Source organism: Streptomyces sp. NPDC014006, assembly GCF_043088925.1.
Taxonomy (GTDB): domain Bacteria; phylum Actinomycetota; class Actinomycetes; order Streptomycetales; family Streptomycetaceae; genus Streptomyces.
Window position 1 is genome coordinate 115158 of record NZ_JBICAJ010000007.1, and the last position, 16433, is coordinate 131590.

Sequence of the window (16433 nt, forward strand, 5' to 3'; positions counted from 1 at the left end):
GGTCAAGTGGGAAGCTGTCCCCGGCAGATAGCTGCAAGGGGCACGGACACGTGGCACGGCGAAGGGGCACCCGGTGGACACTGCGAGACCTGCGATACGCGACGGCGTCGTCCGGCGGCCGGGCACCCGGCAACGGGCGGCGGTGGTCGCGGCGCTGATGCTGGCGATGGCGCTGGCCGCCCTGGACTCCACCGTCGTCGCCACCGCCGTACCGCAGATCGTCGGTGACCTGGGCGGCTTCTCCGTCTTCTCCTGGCTGTTCTCCGGCTATCTGCTCGCCGTGACGGTCACGCTGCCGGTGTACGGCAAGCTGTCCGACACCTTCGGCCGCAAGCCCGTTCTGGTCGCCGGCGCCGTGGTGTTCCTGCTCGGCTCCCTGCTGTGCGCGTTCGCCTGGAACATGGGCGCCCTGATCGCCTTCCGCATCGTGCAGGGCCTGGGCGGCGGCGCCCTGCAGGGCACCGTGCAGACGCTCGCCGCCGATCTGTACCCCCTGAAGGAGCGCCCGAAGATCCAGTCCAAGCTGTCCACGGTGTGGGCGGTGTCGGCGATCGCCGGACCGGGTCTGGGCGGCGTGCTCGCCGCGTACGCCGACTGGCGGTGGATCTTCCTGATCAACCTGCCCATCGGAGCGGTGGCGTTGTGGCTGATCGTCCGTCATCTGCACGAGCCGCAGCGCGAGACGCGGCCACGCGCGCGTGTCGACTGGGCGGGCGCCCTCGCCGTCTTCGCGTGCGGCGGTGTGCTGCTGACCGCGCTGGTGCAGGGCGGCGTGGCCTGGCCGTGGCTGTCGCCGCCGTCGGTCGCCCTGTTCGCGGCCGGGCTCGCGCTCGCCGTGGTCGTCGTCCTCGTCGAACGCCGCGCCGCCGAGCCGATCATCCCCGGCTGGGTGTGGCGGCGGCGCACCATCGCCGCGGTCAACCTCGCGCTCGGCGGACTGGGTCTGCTGATGGTCGCCCCGTCGGTCTTCCTGCCCACCTACGCCCAGTCGGTGCTCGGGCTCGGCCCGGTCGCCGCCGGGTTCGTGCTCTCCGTGTGGACGCTGACCTGGCCGATCTCGGCGGCCGTCAGCCAGCACGTGTACCGGCGGATCGGCTTCCGCAACACCGCGATGCTCGGCATCGGCGCCGCCACGCTGATCCTGCTGACGTTCCCGCTGCTGCCGTATCCCGGTGCCGCCTGGCAGCCGACCCTGCTCATGCTGACCCTCGGCGCGGCCCTCGGTCTGTTCCAGCTGCCGCTCATCGTCGGCGTGCAGTCCACCGTGGGCTGGGCGGAACGCGGCACCACCACCGCCTCCGTGCTGTTCTGCCGGCAGACCGGCCAGACCATCGGCGCCTCCCTCTTCGGCGCGGTCGCCAACGGTGTGCTGGCCGCGCGCCTCGGTGGCGCGGGCGACCTGGACTCCGTCACGCGCGCGTGGGAGGCCGGCCGGGCACCGGAGGCGGTACGGCACGCCATCGCCGACGCCGTCCACGCCGTGTACGTGGGCGCGGCGTGCGCGGCGGCGCTGGCGTTCCTGGTGCTGCTGTTCGTCGCGCCGCGCCGCTTCCCGGTCCTGACGGACTGAGCGCGCACAGGGAAACGAAGCAGGCAGCGGCGACCGCCGAAGTCGCCACTGCCTGTCTGCCGTTCAGTTCACCGTCAGGCGCCGAGGTAGACCCCCGGGGCCTGCTTGGCAGCACCCACGACGTGGTTGCTGAACGTGCCGTCGCCGTTCAGCACGACGATCGTGTCGCCGTCCTGCGCGGCCGTGGCGGGGCTGCCGTCCGGGACGGAGCGCACCGGGCCGGGGTGGCCGGCCCGCACCAGCTGGACGGCCCACACGCTGCCCTTCTTGGACAGCTTGGCGAGAACGCCGTTGGGCAGCTTGTAGGTGCCGGTCTTCTTCTGGGCGTTGACGTTGCCGGTCCAGCTGTAGGCCTGGCCGGCCGGGGTGAGGGCGAAGTAGACGCCGTTGTGCTGGCCGCCGGCGGTGGCGCCCTTGGCGTGCAGCGTGCCGAAGGAGTCCTGGCGGTAGACGTTCTCACCGCGGTAGTCGCGGTCGGCGATGCGGTAGATCTTGACGTAGGAGCCGTCGACGGCCTTCACCGTGCGGACGAGGGTGCCGACCTGGCCCTTCTCGGGCAGCAGGTGCTTGTCGACGCCGCCCTGGGCCGTGATCTCCAGCATCGGCCGGGCATGGGCGACGCCGGTGAGCCGGTAGGTGCGGCCGCCCACGGTGGCGGTGGTGTGACCCCGGTCGAGCAGGGCGAGGACGCGGCCGCCCCAGCCGTCGGTCTGCTGCCAGGTGGTGGACACCGCGCGCAGCCAGACCTGCGGACCGCCGTCGGAGGGGACGTTGCGCAGGACGGCGAGGGTTCCCGGCGCGACGTACAGCTTGTAGCCGTCGTACCGGGCGTCGGCGCCGGCCGGAGTGGCGGCCCGCGCCGACGCGGGGGTGACGGCGTGGGAGCCGGCCGCGAAAGCGGCGGAGGCGGGCAGCGCGACCGCGCCGAGGAGGGCGACGGTGGCGACGGCGGTGCGGAGGGCGGTGCGCATGACGACTCCTGTGGAGCTGGGGCGCGAAGGGCGCCGGGTGGGAGGTTCAGGAAGAGCCGAATGCCGCCTGCTCGGTCGGGTGAGGCCGCTGCGAACGGGGTGGCTGTGCCCACCACATTACGGATCATGAGGCTGCGGAGGTGTCCACTCCCTGTCACAGGTCCGTGACAGCACGTGAAAAAATCGCATACCGACCGCCCAGTTTGACGAAAAGGCAGCGCTCCGGGCGACGCGCTAGTAGCGTGCGGCCCCCGCTCAACCCCGCTCACCCCTCTCCCTGCGGTCCGCTGCCCGGACCCGAACCGCGCAAGGAGCACCGGGATGTCCTACGACCCGCCCCCGTCGTACACCCCCCACCCCCGGCGGTCCGCCCCGCCGCCGTCCCAGCACACCCCGCACCGCCCCCTCGGCCGCCACAGCGACCTGCGGATACTGCGCAGCGCCTACCGCTGGCAGCGGCGCACGGCCACCCTGACCGCGCTCGGCTACTTCTCGCTCTTCCTCCTGCTGTCGGCGTTCGCGCCCTCGTTCATGACGCGCACCGTCACCGGCGGCCTGCCCGCCGGACTGCTGCTCGCCCTGGTCCAGCTCCCCGTCACCTGGCTGGCGGTGGCCATCTACGAGCACACCGCCCGCCGTCATGTCGACCCGCTCGTGGACCGCATCCGCCGGCAGGCCGAGATGGACACCGAGCGGGAGGCGGCGTGAAGACCGACTTCAGCGGCAACGCGCAGACGATGTCCCTGCTGGCCTTCACGGCCGTCGCCACCGTCACGCTCCTGCTGTGCGTGATGACCGGCCCCGACGGCGACGACCTCGACGAGTTCTACACCGGCTACGGCTCGCTCTCCCCGCTGCGCAACGGCCTCGCCATCGCCGGTGACTACATCTCCGCGGCGAGCGTGCTCGGCACCGGCGGCGTGATCGCGCTGTGCGGCTACGACGGCATCGTCCTCGCCCTCGCCACGGCGCTGTCACTGATGCTGCTGATGTTCCTGCTGGCCGAACCGCTGCGCAACGCGGGCCGGTTCACCATGGGCGACGCGCTCGCCCGCCGTATGCCGGGCCGCGCGGTGCGGGTCACTGCGAGCCTGGTGACCCTGGCCGCGCTGCTGCCGCTGATGCTGGTGCAGCTCGCCGGCACCGGGCAGCTGCTGGCGTTCATCCTGGGCTTCTCCAGTGACGCGCTGAAGACCGGCGTGATCATCGGACTGGGCGGGCTGATGATCAGCTACGCGGCGATCGGCGGGATGAAGGGCACCGCCCTGATCCAGATCCTGAAGATCGTGATGCTGCTCGGCTCCGGCGCGGTGGTGGCCGTACTGGTCCTGAACCGATTCGGCTGGGACCTGGGCGCGCTGTTCGACGCGGGGGCCGCCAAGAGCGGGGCGGGCCCGGCCTTCCTGAACTCGGGGCTGGAGTTCGCGGGCGGGGCGAGCCCCCGGCTCGACATGATCACCTCGGAGCTGACGGTCGTCCTCGGCGGGGCGTGCCTGCCGCACATCACCATGCGCATGTACACCGCCTCCAGCGCCCGCCAGGTGCGCCGCTCGATGTCCTGGGCGGTGTCGTGCGTGGTGCTGTTCGTGGCCGTGGTCACGGTCGTCGGGGTCGGCGCGACCGCGCTGCTCGGCCGTGCGGCGATCGCCGGGGCCGACCCGCGCGGCAACACCGCCTATCTGCTGGGCTCACGCGCGGTGTTCGGCGCGGACGTGTCGTACGCCGAGACCCTGCTCTTCACGACCGTCACCACGGCGATCTTCCTGACCGTGCTCGCCTCGGTCGCCGGGATGATCCTCGCCTGCGCCAACTCCCTGGCGCACGACGTCTTCGCCACGCGTGTGCGGGAGATGTCACCGCGCCGCGAGATGCTGCTGGCCCGCCTGTCCGCACTCGGCGTCGGCATCCCGGCGATCCTGCTCGCCGCCCAGGTCCAGCACCGCAGCCTGCAGCCGCTGGTAACCCTGTCCTTCTGCATCGGCGCCTCCGCGCTCGCCCCGGCGCTGGTGTACAGCCTCTTCTGGCGCCGCTACACCCGCGCCGGAGTGCTCGCCACCCTCATCGGCGGCACCCTGTCGGTGCTGCTGCTGATGCCCGGCACCAACCTGGTCTCCGGCTCGCCCGCGGCCGCCTTCCCCGAGGCGGACTTCAACTGGTTCCCGTTCACCACGACCGGCCTGGTGACCATCCCCCTGGGCTTCGCCCTCGGCTGGGCCGGCACGCTCCTGTCCGGCCGCGGCACGGCACAGGAACAGCGCCGTCAGTACGAGGCCGTGGAGGGCTGGATCCTGGCGGGTGCGGTGCGCCGGGGCGGGTGAGGGACCCTCAGGCGGCCGCCTGCCGGCCCCGGGTCGCCTTACGGCGCTGCATCGCCGTCAGCTGGACGGCGAAGTACACGGCAGCGACCGCGGCGGCGACGTTCAGCACGTCGCCGATCATGTACTGCCCGACCGCGTCCCGCAGCTCCGCCAGATTCTCGGTCCCGTGGTATCGCGTGGCGGAGAACCGGTCGAGGAGGATGCCGCACACGAACAGGCTCCACCACAGGGTCACCGGCCAGGTCCGGACCGCCCGGTACGGCTCATCGTCGGCCGGCAGCCGTGTGGCGGCGTACCACATGTCGATGGCGACCTGGTACGGCAGCCACAGGTTGCCCACCGGCACCGCCCAGGCCCCGATCGCCCAGCCCGGACCGTTGCGGAAGCGGTCCGGGCCCAGCGGGGCCGTGGCCCGGCGCATCAGGAAGAACCACACCACGAACGCGACGGCACAGGGCAGGTAGGCCTGGACCTGCCACCGGTCGGCCGTCTCGTACAGGTCGTAGGCGTCCAGCAGGCGCTGCCGGTCGGCGAAGCGGAAGCCGTCGCGGCCCTCGATCAGGCCACGCAGCCGGACGGCGGCGAACAGGCTGAACAGATCGCACAGGGCGACGGCGCCCAGCCCCGCCACGGCGGCGATCAGCGGACCGTGCGAGGACGGTCGCGCACCTTGGGGCAGCGGTGGACGCAGGCGCAGCTCGTTGGCAGCGGACATGATGGAAGGCCCCCCCCCGGGCGAGATGTCGACGGAACGTGCCGCGACACGACGCGGCCGGGGAACGATACCCGTCCCAGGCGCCCGGTGCATGACAATCACACAGGTGAAGGGCGGCGCCCGCCGGCCCGGCCCCACCCGGCCTCCCGTGGGCGCCCGCCCGCGGCCTACTCCACGAGCCGGCCCGTCAAGTCGCTGAGGCTGTCGCGCATACGGTCCATGTGGGCGCACACCTCGTCCCAGCGCTCCCCGTGCTCACGCAGGATCTGTTCGGTCTCCTGCGCGATGCGCTCCGCCTCCAGGCGGGCCTCGGCCAGCAGTTCCGCGGCACGCACGCGGGCCACCTCCTGGCAGCGGCGCCCCACGGGCTCGGCGTCGGCGAGCGCCTGGCGGGCCTCCTCCAGCGCCTCCTCGGCGCGCGCCATGAGGGTCGCGTGATGGGCGTCCAGCGCCGCCGCCTGCTCGGCGGCCTCCCGCTCGGCCCGCTCCCAGCGTTCGATGTGTCTCTGCTCCTGCTCGGCGAGCAGGCCGGCGGCCCGCTGCCGTCGCTCGCGCAGCGCGGACAGCTCCCCGCCACGGGCGGACTTCATCGTGCGGCGGGCCAGCACACGGATCTCCCCGGCCTGGGCCCGGGCCGCGAGAAGGCGCTGCCGGGCCTGCTCGTCGGCGTCCTCGCGCACCACCTCCGCCTCTTCCCGCGCCGCCCCGAGCACCTCCTCGGCGTGCGCCTCGGCCCGTGCCACCTCCTCCTGCGCCGCCTGCCGCGCGCCCTCCCGCACGGCCGCCGCCTCCTCGGTCGCGAGCTGGAACAGCCGCCGAGCGCGCTCGCCCAGAACGTCGTACGTCTGCGGCTCGAGCGCGGCGACCGTCTCGCGCAGCCGCAGCGCCTCACCCTCCATCTCCTTGGCGAGCACCGTGAGCCGGGCCGCCCGCTCCCACGCGGCGTCCCGGTCCTCGGCGATCGCCGCGACGAAGGTGTCGACCTGTTCGGGGCGGTAGCCACGCCCCTTGACGGTCACGAAGCCGTACGGCGTCGACGATGTGCTGCTCATCCCGGAACCTCTCTCCGCCGAACAGACCCGAAAAATGATGATGTGGCGCACATCTTGAGGGATTGCGCAGAAATGTTCACAACGCGACACTCCGGACGAACGTCACGGTCACCGGAGGAAAAGAAAGGGGCCGGTCCCGATCTTTCGATCAGAACCGGCCCCTTCGGCCCCAGGCCGCGGGTCACTGACGACAGGTCAGAGCAACCCGTCCCACATCTGCTCCAGCAGCACCGACCACCAGCTCTCCGGCGACGCCAGCGCCGCCGGGTCCAGCGCCGCCAACTGCGCCTGGAAGTCGACCGTCCAGCGGCCCGCCTGCTCCTGGTTCAGGCCGAACCGAAGACGCCACATCCGCCCCAGCAGCGCAAGGCACCGCTGAAACTCCGGCAGCCCCGAGTTCACGAACTGCGGCGGCACCGGCGCCCCGCCCGGACCCGCCTCCACCGGCACGGCCACGATGTGCGCGGTGCCGTACTGCACACACAGCGCCCTGCCGAAGTCGGTGCCCATCACCAGGTACGAGCCCGCGTCCGACGCCGGCTGCACCCCGCGCTCGGCCGCCAGCTCCGCCAGCGTCGGCACCGGCCGCCCCGGCTGGGCCTGCGCCCAGAAGAACGGACTCACATCCACCGGCAGACCCGCCACCACCAGCGAGTGCGCCACGATCGGCGGCACCCCCTGCCGGGACACCGCCTGCTGCTCGAACCGGAAGATCCCCGGTCCGAACGCCACCGCCAGCTCCTGTGCGATGCCCTCCGGCGGGATCGGCGGCACCGGCTGCACCGGCTGCAGCGGCGCCCGCACCGGCGCCGGACGCGCCGGGCCGTCCGCGACCTGGTGCAACTCACCCTGATGGGCGATCAGCTGCTGCATGCCCTGCTGCCGGCTCGCGTGATCCGTGCCGTACGGCGCGATCGACGTGATCCGCGCCTGAGGCCACTGCTCCCGGATCATCCGCGCGCAGTACGCGCCCGGCAGCTCGCACGACTCCAGCTCCGTGTGCAGCTCCAGCACGTTGGCCGGCGGCACGTTCATGGCGCGCAGCTCGTGGAAGATCTGCCACTCCGGGTGCGGAGTGCCCGGCGCCGAACGCCGGATCAGCTGCTGCTCCGAGCCGTCCGGCGCCCGGTAGCGCAGAACGGCCTGGTAGCCGGGGCCGACGGTCGGCTGACCGGGGACAGGCTGCGGGAAGCCGGGCACGGGCCCGCCGGCCGGCGGGGGCATCGCACCGGGCGGCATCGGCTGCGGCACCCCGGGCGGCATGCCGGGGGGACCCGGGGCGGGCGGCGGCACAGGTGCGCCGGGGCCGCCCACCGGGGGCGCGGCCAGCACGGTCTCCGCATGGTGCACGGCACCGCGCGCGCCACCCGCCGAGGGATGCGCGCCGGGGGCACCGGGCGGAGTCGGCGCACCCGGAACACCCGGCGCGCCCGGAACACCCGGCGCGCCGGGAGGCTGCGGGGCGCCCGGACGTCCCGGGTCGGCGAACATCGTCGCCGCATGGTGGACACCGCCGGGGGGCGTACCGCCCGGAGCGCCGGGAGCGCCCGGAGGCTGCGGGGCGCCCGGACGTCCCGGGTCGGCGAACATCGTCGCCGCGTGGTGGACACCCCCCGGCGGGGTGCCGCCGGGCGTCCCCGGAGCGGCAGGGGGCTGCGGGGTGCCGGGAGCGCTCGGCGTGCCGGGCGCGGCCGGAGCCGGCTGCGGGCCCTCCGGGCCGAGCGAGGACATCATCTGCGTCGGCACATAGCCGCCCGCCGCGGGCGCGGACGGCGGCACGGACGCGGCGCCGGCCCGCGCGCCCGGAGCCCCGGGAGCACCCGGCGGAGGCGGCGGGGTCGCACCCCGCCCACGCCGCGGAGGCGGCGCCGCCTTGCTGGTCGCGGCGTCCGCGATGTCACCGGGGCTCGACGGAACCGACGGCGCACCCGCGCCGGCACCGGCATGCGGCGGCGTGGCGGGCCCACCCGGACCGGCCGGAGCCCCGGGCCCCGACGGATAGCCGTACGACGGGGCGCCCGGCGACGGAGGCGGCGTACCGCCCCCCTGCGGGTAGCCGTACGACGGAGCGGCACCCGGCGGGGGCGGAGGCGTGGCCGGTCCGCCCGGGCCCTGCGGGTAGCCGTACGACGACGCACCCGGCGGCGGAGGCGGCGTGCTGCCCGGCGACGAGGCGCCCGGCTCCGTGACCGCCGGGGCCACCCTCGTGCGCGGGAGCCCGCTGCCCCCGGACATCAGCGCGGTCTTGGCCTCCGGCAGGGCCACCGGCGGCCGGTCCTCCCCCGCGTCGCTCAGCGGCGGCGCGAACACCGTCTCCGGCAGCGGCACCGAACGGTCCTCACCGGCGTCCGCGTTGGTGTCCGTACCGGCCCACGGCGTGGCCCCCGCCGGCACACCCGGCGTCTCGGCGACCCGCGCCACATCCGGCGTCCCGGCCGCACCCGGCGTATCCGGCACCCCGGCCTGCGTCTGCGCCAACGCGCCCGCACCACCGGGCGTATCGGACACGGGGGGCACAGCGGACACGCCGGCCCCCTCGGACGCCCCGGAGCCGTACGAGCCGCCCGCCGCGCCCGAGCCCTCCCTGCGGTGATCCGGAATACCCAGCTTGTCCGCCGCCTCCTGCAACCACTCCGGCGGCGTCAGCAGGAACGACGTCTGGTTCAGGTCCACCCGGGCCGCCGGCGCCGGCGCCGGTTCGGCCGCCGTCCCCGCGCGCCCGTACTCTTCCTCATAGCGGCGGATCACCTCGCCCACCGGCAGCGCCGGCCACAGCGTGGCCTCCCCGCTGTCCCGGGCGATCACCAGCCGCTGTCCGCCGCCGTCCGACCGCGGACCGTCCGCCCGGTCCTCACCCCACACCACGAACCCGAGCTCGAACTCCCGCACCCGCACCTCACGATGCTGGTACGCGGGCACCTCCCCGTTGAGCCACTCCTCCGCGCGCTCCTGCGCCTGCGCGAACGTCACCATCGCGAACTCACTCTCCCGCGGAAGAAACCGGAACGGCACGCGCGAACCCGCCGTCCACCATCAGATTCGCCACGGTCTCCAACTCCGGCGGAGATCCCGCGAGTCGGGACAAGAAGGCGTCGAAGTCGTCCCCGCACGGCATCAGCAACCGCTCCACCCGCTCCGCCGGAGGCCACGAAGGATCCACGTCCCGCGCGTCGTCGAACGCGCAGAACCACACCGAACCGATCCGCTCCCCCTTCACCTTCACGGCCAGCAGACCGCCCTGGACGAAACCGACGCCCAGATAGTCCTTCGTCAGGTGGTCCCGCAGACACTTGTTGACGTACACCAGGTCGTTGACCGCCGCCTCGTCCCGCACCGTGAAGACCGGCTGGTCCACCAGCAGCCCCAATTCCGCGTCCAGCGCCGTCCCCACCGGCGCGCACCCGCCCGCCGCCTTCAAGAACGAGCGATACGCACCCGGCAGCCGGTACCCCAGGTCCTCCTCGACCCCCTGCACCTGCTGCTCCGTCACCGCCACACCCGACTTCGGCAGCCCGAAGTGCGCCGGCCGCGTCTCCTGCAACGGCCGCGTACCGCGCTTGTCCTGGTCCACCAGCGACGTCGCGATCCCCCCGTGGTGCCGCAGCAGCGCCTTCACCTCGACCGGGATCAGCTCAAGGCGGCGCGAGCCCACCACGTGATGCCACGTCCACCCGTGCGGCGTCGCCACACTCGGCACCGTGTCCCACAGCTCATGCCCGCTCGCCGCAAGCGCCGCGTTCGCCGACACATAGTCCGTCAGCCGCAACTCGTCGACACCGAAACCCTCCGGCGGCTCCGCGATCTCCGCGGCCGCACGGGCGTAAGGCGAAAAGTCGGGATAACCCCGTTCGTCCACCCGCACCCCTCCGGGATGACGAGCGGCCCGAACCGGATCCGGGAAGTGCACGACCTGCCCGGCGTATGCCGCGTTCGGCGGCGCGGCTTGTTGCCCGAGCCGACCTGTCGTCATGGCGGTTGCCCCCTGCGGCACTCTGTACGACCCGTATGACCACCCTTGGTCCACTACGGCCCGTATCCGACTGTCTCAACGGTCCTGGGCACGCTGACCGCGCCCATCGCGGTGCCGACAGCCTATGCGGTACGACGACCCCGGTCACCGGCACCGACCCCGCACCGGCAGCGACCCCTCCGCCTCCCGTGACCAGCCGTCACGACGCTGTCACCGCACCGTCACAGCCACCCCGGCCCTGGCGTGTCATCCCGCCCCAGCTTCCGCACTCACCACACCATTTGGCACTCTGAGTCCTTCGGGGGATGCACGGGAGGCTAAGACGATCATGAACGCCACGCAGACGGGCCCACACACCGGCACCGCCCCCACGGGCGACCCCCGCATCGGCTGGAGCAGCACCGACACCGGCCTGCCGCCCGCCCTCCGCCACCGCCGCGACGGCATACTCCCCACCGTCGCCGCCGCCCTCTCCGTACGCGGCGCCACCCTCACCGGCACCGCCGCCCGCGGCGACCAGCCCCCCGCCCTGCACCCCCTCGTCCAGGACTTCCTCGACACCCTCACCAGCACTCAACGCGACCGCTTCACCGGACGCTGCGCCGAGACCATCCTCATCTCCCGGCACCTCACCACCGCCGACGCCGCCCGCAGCAAACGCGCCGCCCGCAAACCCATGACCAACGGCGAAGCCCGCAAAGCCCTCAAACACGCCAAACTCACCGCCCGGCGCATCCGCGAGGACGGCGACCCCCTCCACGGCACCTTCGCCCCGCCCTGCCGCGCGTGCACCGCCCTCAGCGCCCACTTCGGCGTCCGCATCGTCGACCCCGCCGCCGACGACTGACCACGCCAGCACACCACCCCACCGACGAACCAGGGCAGATGCACACCGACCGCACCTCGACCACCCGTTTCCCCGTCCCCGTCGACGCCGCCCTGCGCGCCGCAGGCTGGCAACCCGGACGCTGGGACATCAAACAAGCCGAGATCTGGGCCGACACCCTGCGCGAACACACCTCACCCGCCGGCCACCGCCACACCGTCTTCCCCGCCGCCGTCGAAGCCTGGGCCGAATTCGGCGGCCTCACCGTCACCCCCGGCGGCCCCGGCCGCCAGATCGCCCCCGCCACCCTCCACCTCGACCCCCTCCACGGCCTCCACCTGGCCCGCACCCTCGGCGACCTCGGCCGCGCCCTCGGCACCGACGTCAGCCCCCTCGGCACCGAAACCGACACCCAGGCCCTCATCGCCATCGACACCTCGGGCCGCGTCTACGCCCTCGACCACACCGGCGACTGGTACCTCGGCCCCGACATCGACCACGCCCTCACCGCCCTCGTCACCGGCGCCCAGCCCGCCCGCCTCACCACCGGCTGACCCCTGCCGGCGCTACGGCGCCGGAAGCACCGCCGACACCCGGAAACCCCCCGCGTCCGTCGGCCCCGACACGAACACCCCGCCGAGCGCCACCACCCGCTCCTTCATCCCGACCAGGCCATTGCCCCCCGACGGCAACCGCGCCGACGACGCCGACCCCGCCTCCGGCGGTGGCTCGTTCTCCACCTGCATCGCGATCTCCGCCCCCCGGTACGCCAGCCGTACGTACGTCTTCGCACCGGCCGCATGCTTGTGGACGTTCGTCAGCGCCTCCTGCACCACCCGGTACGCCGTCGCCTCCACCTCCGAGGCACACGAGCGCGCCTCGCCCTCGACCGACAGATCGACCACCATTCCGGCAGCCGCCGACTGCCCGACGAGCTCCTCGATCTCCGCCAGACACGGCCCGTCGGCCACCACATCGTTGTCAGCGGCCCGGGAGGCCACCGCGGCAGCGGCCACCCCCACAGCCGCGAGCGGCACCGGCACCCGCCTGCTGTCCGCACCACCGTCCGAACTGCGCAGCACCCCGAGCATCTCCCGCAACTCGGTCAGCGCCTGCCGCCCCATATCCCCCACCAGCGCGGCGTTCCTCACGGCCTTCTCGGGGTCCTTGCGCGCCACGGCCTGCAGGGCAGCCGCGTGCACCACCATCAGACTCACCCGATGCGCGACGACGTCATGCATCTCCCGCGCGATCCGCGTCCGCTCCTCGCCCCGCGCCCACTCCGCGCGCTCCTCCGCACGCTCCGCGAGCAACTGCAGCTCACGCTCCAGGGAATCCGCCCGCTCCCGCAGACTCTCCATCAGCCTGCGCCGCGCCCCCACGTACAACCCCAGCAGCACCGGCGGAGCCGTCATCCCGAGCGCCATGCAGATGGACGCGAACGGCACGAACCAGGCCCCCACGTCACCGCTGTCCGCGGCCTGCCGCAACCGCACGAACGTCACGATCAGCATCGCGACCAGGGACATCCCGGCCAGTGAGGCGATGATCCGCCGCGGCAGCTCGGAGGCGGCGAGGGTGTAGAGCCCGACCACGCCCATGAGGAAACCCATCTGCGCGGGCGTGACCGCGATGGACACCAGCACGACGGCGATCGGCCAGCGCCGGCGCACGAGCAGCACGGCCCCGGCGAGAAACCCGAACACGACCCCCACGGACACCGGAACCCCGGCGTCCCGCGCGAACGGAATCCCCTCCACCGCACACTCGACGGCGGACACCGCCGCGAGCCCCCAGTCCAGCGCGGCGGAGCGCCACCGCACCCACCACCACGGCCCGGCCCCGGCCGCCGCGTGCTCTTCCCCCGTCTTGGTCATGCCTCCAGCCTACGGGCGCCCCCCGGGGCTTTTCCGGCGAGTTTCGACCCCCGGCGGAGATCCCTCGAACAGGCGAAGCCGACAGCCCGGAAGCACCGGGCGCATGAACTCGCGATCCACTCACCGTCCGGCAGAGTGCCGACTTGTACCGTCGCATCGAAGGCGCGTGGTGCGGCATAGTAGGTGCCGCGACCTCAACGGACCAGCGAAATGTCCGCTTAGCGCCCTATACCCTCCCCTGTGGTGTAATTGGCAACACGGGTCACTTTGGATGATTTGTTCCAGGTTCGAGTCCTGGCAGGGGAGCTGGAGTCACGCGGGTCCTGACAGCACCGTCAGGACCCGCACTCATTTCTCCCGCCAAACGCCCCGGTATCCTGCGGATGTCCACCCCCACCCCACCACCAGCCGAAGGGCACCCCCGTGAGCGTCATCCGCCCGGCCGCCGTCGTCGTACTCGCAGCGGGTGAGGGCACCCGTATGAAGTCGGCCACACCGAAGGTGCTGCACGAGATCTGCGGGCGCAGCCTCGTCGGCCATGTGCTGGCCTCCGCCCGTCAGTTGGACCCCGAGAACCTGGTCGTCGTCGTCGGGCACGCGCGTGAGAAGGTCGTCGCGCACCTCGCCGAGACCGCCCCCGGCGTCCGCACCGCCGTGCAGGAGCAGCAGAACGGCACCGGGCACGCCGTACGGATGGCGTTGCAGGAGCTGGGCGGGGGTGTCGAGGGGACCGTGGTCGTGGTGTGCGGGGACACGCCCCTGCTGACCGGTGACACGCTCGGCCGGCTCGCCGCGACGCATGCCGCCGACGGCAACGCCGTGACCGTGCTGACCGCCGAGATGCCGGACGCGACGGGGTACGGGCGGATCGTGCGGGACGACTCCGGTGCCGTGACGGCGATCGTGGAGCACAAGGACGCCACCCGGACGCAGCGGGAGATCCGGGAGATCAACTCCGGGGTGTTCGCGTTCGACGGGGCGCTGCTCGCGGACGCGCTGAAGCAGGTGCGCACGGACAACAGTCAGGGTGAGGAGTACCTGACCGATGTGCTGGGCATCCTGCGCGAGGCCGGGCATCGGGTCGGTGCCTCCGTCGCCGGGGATCACCGGGAGATCGCCGGGATCAACAACCGGGTGCAGTTGTCGCAGGCCCGCCGGATCCTCAACGAGCGGCTGCTGACCGCTGCCATGCTCGGTGGGGTCACCGTGATCGACCCGGAGAGCACCTGGGTCGACGTGACGGTCACCTTCGAGCAGGACGTCGTCGTGCATCCGGGGACGCAGCTGACCGGTGTGACCCACCTGGCGGAGGGTGCGGAGGTCGGTCCGAACTCCCGGCTGCACGACACGCGGGTCGGCGCGGGGGCGCGGGTGGACAACACCGTGTCGGACGGGGCGGAGGTCGGGCCGGAGGCGTCCGTGGGTCCGTTCGCGTATCTGCGGCCGGGTACGCGCCTGGGCCGTAAGGGCAAGATCGGTACGTACGTGGAGACGAAGAACGCCGAGATCGGTGAGGGGACGAAGGTCCCGCACCTGAGTTACGTCGGTGACGCGACGATCGGTGAGTACACGAACATCGGTGCCGCGAGCGTGTTCGTGAACTACGACGGCGAGAAGAAGCACCACACGACGGTCGGGTCGCACTGCCGTACCGGCTCGGACAACATGTTTGTGGCGCCTGTCACGGTCGGGGACGGTGCCTATACGGCGGCCGGCTCCGTGATCACCAAGGATGTGCCGCCCGGTTCGCTGGCTGTGGCCCGTGGCCAGCAGCGGAATATCGAGGGTTGGGTGGCGCGTAAGCGTCCTGGGAGCGCGGCGGCGAAGGCGGCCGAGGCGGCGTCCCGGGAGCCGGGCAGCGAGGGCTGACCGGGAACAGGTGCGTCGAAGACGGCGTACCGTGATAAGTGCACACACCCGCACCCCCACCAGCTGAGACGGCCTGCCGCCGCGCCCCAGCGGCGAGGTCTCTCTACTTCCAGCTGAGAACACCTCTGAGGAGACAGTGCTGTGACCGGGATCAAGACGACCGGCGAGAAGAAGATGATGTTCTTCTCCGGCCGCGCCCACCCCGAGCTTGCCGAGGAGGTCGCCCAGCAGCTGGGTGTCGGGGTCGTCCCGACGAAGGCCTTCGACTTCGCGAACGGTGAGATCTATGTCCGTTATCAGGAGTCTGCTCGTGGTGCGGACTGCTTCCTGATCCAGAGCCACACGGCTCCGATCAACAAGTGGATCATGGAGCAGCTGATCATGATCGACGCGCTGAAGCGTGCGTCGGCCCGCTCCATCACGGTCATCGTGCCGTTCTACGGTTACGCGCGGCAGGACAAGAAGCACCGCGGTCGTGAACCGATTTCGGCGCGTCTGATCGCGGACCTGATGAAGACGGCGGGTGCGGACCGCCTCCTGACGGTGGATCTGCACACGGATCAGATCCAGGGCTTCTTCGACGGTCCTGTCGACCACCTGTTCGCACTGCCGCTGCTGGCGGACTACGTGGGCCGCAAGGTCGACCGGGCGAAGCTGACGGTGGTCTCTCCGGACGCCGGCCGGGTGCGGGTGGCGGACCGCTGGTGCGACCGTCTGGGTGCGCCGCTGGCGATCGTGCACAAGCGGCGTGACAAGGACGTGGCGAACCAGGTGACCGTCCACGAGGTCGTGGGTGAGGTCAAGGGCCGCGTCTGTGTGCTGGTGGACGACATGATCGACACCGGTGGCACGATCTGTGCGGCTGCGGACGCGCTGTTCGCGCACGGTGCGGAGGACGTCATCGTGACGGCGACGCACGGTGTGCTGTCGGGTCCGGCGGCGGACCGGCTGAAGAACTCGCGGGTGAGTGAGTTCGTGTTCACGAACACGCTGCCGACGCCGGGTGAGCTGAACCGCGATCTGGACAAGATCACGGTGCTGTCGATCGCGCCGACGATCGCGTCGGCGGTGCGTGAGGTGTTCGAGGACGGTTCGGTGACGAGCCTGTTCGACGAGCAGTAGGAGTGCTCGGGGGCGTCCGGCGGGCGGTGTGCAGGAAGGGTTCTGCACAGGTCGGCCGGGCCCCGATGTGATCCTTTTGGTAGGGCCTCCCGGTCCGAGTAGACTGCTGCAGTTGCTCGGCGAGGGAGGCCGTACTCATTTCC

Annotated in this window: 13 protein-coding genes and 1 tRNA gene; 8 read left to right on the forward strand and 6 right to left on the reverse strand. The window is 72.4% G+C overall.

From position 1 onward, the window contains the following. Window positions 1-73: 73 nt before the first annotated feature. Window positions 74-1570: an MFS transporter gene (locus ACF1GV_RS23900; RefSeq protein WP_391684307.1), complete on the forward strand. Its 1497-nt coding sequence runs from the start codon at window positions 74-76 to the stop codon at window positions 1568-1570. A 74-nt stretch (window positions 1571-1644) separates the two neighbouring features. Here the strand turns inward: ACF1GV_RS23900 and ACF1GV_RS23905 are convergent, their stop codons facing one another. Continuing rightward, window positions 1645-2541, reverse strand: coding sequence for a hypothetical protein (locus tag ACF1GV_RS23905; RefSeq protein WP_391684309.1), 897 nt, complete (start codon window positions 2539-2541; stop codon window positions 1645-1647). A gap of 321 nt (window positions 2542-2862) precedes the next feature. Between ACF1GV_RS23905 and ACF1GV_RS23910 the strand changes: the two genes are divergently transcribed. Together ACF1GV_RS23910 and ACF1GV_RS23915 are read left to right on the forward strand one after the other, a co-directional pair. Then, complete coding sequence (locus ACF1GV_RS23910) at window positions 2863-3249, forward strand: DUF485 domain-containing protein (protein ID WP_391684311.1); 387 nt, start codon at window positions 2863-2865, stop codon at window positions 3247-3249. Between the two features lie 29 nt (window positions 3250-3278). After that, entirely contained in the window at window positions 3279-4859 is a 1581-nt protein-coding gene (locus ACF1GV_RS23915; protein ID WP_391685084.1) for a cation acetate symporter, read from the forward strand. 7 nt (window positions 4860-4866) lie between these two features. Here ACF1GV_RS23915 and ACF1GV_RS23920 read toward each other — a convergent pair whose 3' ends face one another. The 4 genes from ACF1GV_RS23920 to ACF1GV_RS23935 form a co-directional block, all read right to left on the reverse strand. After that, window positions 4867-5574 (reverse strand): DUF4328 domain-containing protein, encoded by a 708-nt coding sequence (locus ACF1GV_RS23920; RefSeq protein ID WP_391684313.1) that lies wholly within the window; start codon window positions 5572-5574, stop codon window positions 4867-4869. A gap of 167 nt (window positions 5575-5741) precedes the next feature. After that, complete coding sequence (locus ACF1GV_RS23925; protein WP_391684316.1) at window positions 5742-6626, reverse strand: DivIVA domain-containing protein; 885 nt, start codon at window positions 6624-6626, stop codon at window positions 5742-5744. A 195-nt stretch (window positions 6627-6821) separates the two neighbouring features. Next, on the reverse strand, window positions 6822-9599 hold the full coding sequence (locus tag ACF1GV_RS23930) for an SUKH-4 family immunity protein (protein WP_391684318.1): 2778 nt from the start codon (window positions 9597-9599) through the stop codon (window positions 6822-6824). A gap of 7 nt (window positions 9600-9606) precedes the next feature. Further along, complete coding sequence (locus ACF1GV_RS23935) at window positions 9607-10596, reverse strand: SMI1/KNR4 family protein (RefSeq protein WP_391684320.1); 990 nt, start codon at window positions 10594-10596, stop codon at window positions 9607-9609. 328 nt (window positions 10597-10924) lie between these two features. Between ACF1GV_RS23935 and ACF1GV_RS23940 the strand changes: the two genes are divergently transcribed. Both ACF1GV_RS23940 and ACF1GV_RS23945 read left to right on the forward strand, forming a co-directional pair. Next, window positions 10925-11443 carry a YwqJ-related putative deaminase gene (locus ACF1GV_RS23940; RefSeq protein ID WP_391684323.1) on the forward strand — a complete coding sequence of 173 codons (519 nt, stop codon included), beginning with the start codon at window positions 10925-10927 and terminating at the stop codon, window positions 11441-11443. A gap of 38 nt (window positions 11444-11481) precedes the next feature. Continuing rightward, window positions 11482-11976, forward strand: coding sequence for an SUKH-3 domain-containing protein (locus ACF1GV_RS23945; protein ID WP_391684325.1), 495 nt, complete (start codon window positions 11482-11484; stop codon window positions 11974-11976). Between the two features lie 12 nt (window positions 11977-11988). Here the strand turns inward: ACF1GV_RS23945 and ACF1GV_RS23950 are convergent, their stop codons facing one another. Then, window positions 11989-13299 (reverse strand): sensor histidine kinase, encoded by a 1311-nt coding sequence (locus ACF1GV_RS23950; protein ID WP_391684327.1) that lies wholly within the window; start codon window positions 13297-13299, stop codon window positions 11989-11991. A gap of 234 nt (window positions 13300-13533) precedes the next feature. Here ACF1GV_RS23950 and ACF1GV_RS23955 point away from each other — a divergent pair. The 3 genes from ACF1GV_RS23955 (at window position 13534) to ACF1GV_RS23965 (ending at window position 16290) form a co-directional block, all read left to right on the forward strand. Next, window positions 13534-13605 (forward strand) — tRNA-Gln (locus ACF1GV_RS23955). Window positions 13606-13722: 117 nt separating this feature from the next. Beyond that, window positions 13723-15168 carry a bifunctional UDP-N-acetylglucosamine diphosphorylase/glucosamine-1-phosphate N-acetyltransferase GlmU gene (gene glmU, locus ACF1GV_RS23960; RefSeq protein WP_391684330.1) on the forward strand — a complete coding sequence of 482 codons (1446 nt, stop codon included), beginning with the start codon at window positions 13723-13725 and terminating at the stop codon, window positions 15166-15168. Window positions 15169-15309: 141 nt separating this feature from the next. Continuing rightward, window positions 15310-16290: a ribose-phosphate diphosphokinase gene (locus ACF1GV_RS23965; protein WP_363263335.1), complete on the forward strand. Its 981-nt coding sequence runs from the start codon at window positions 15310-15312 to the stop codon at window positions 16288-16290. The last annotated feature ends 143 nt before the right edge of the window (window positions 16291-16433 follow it).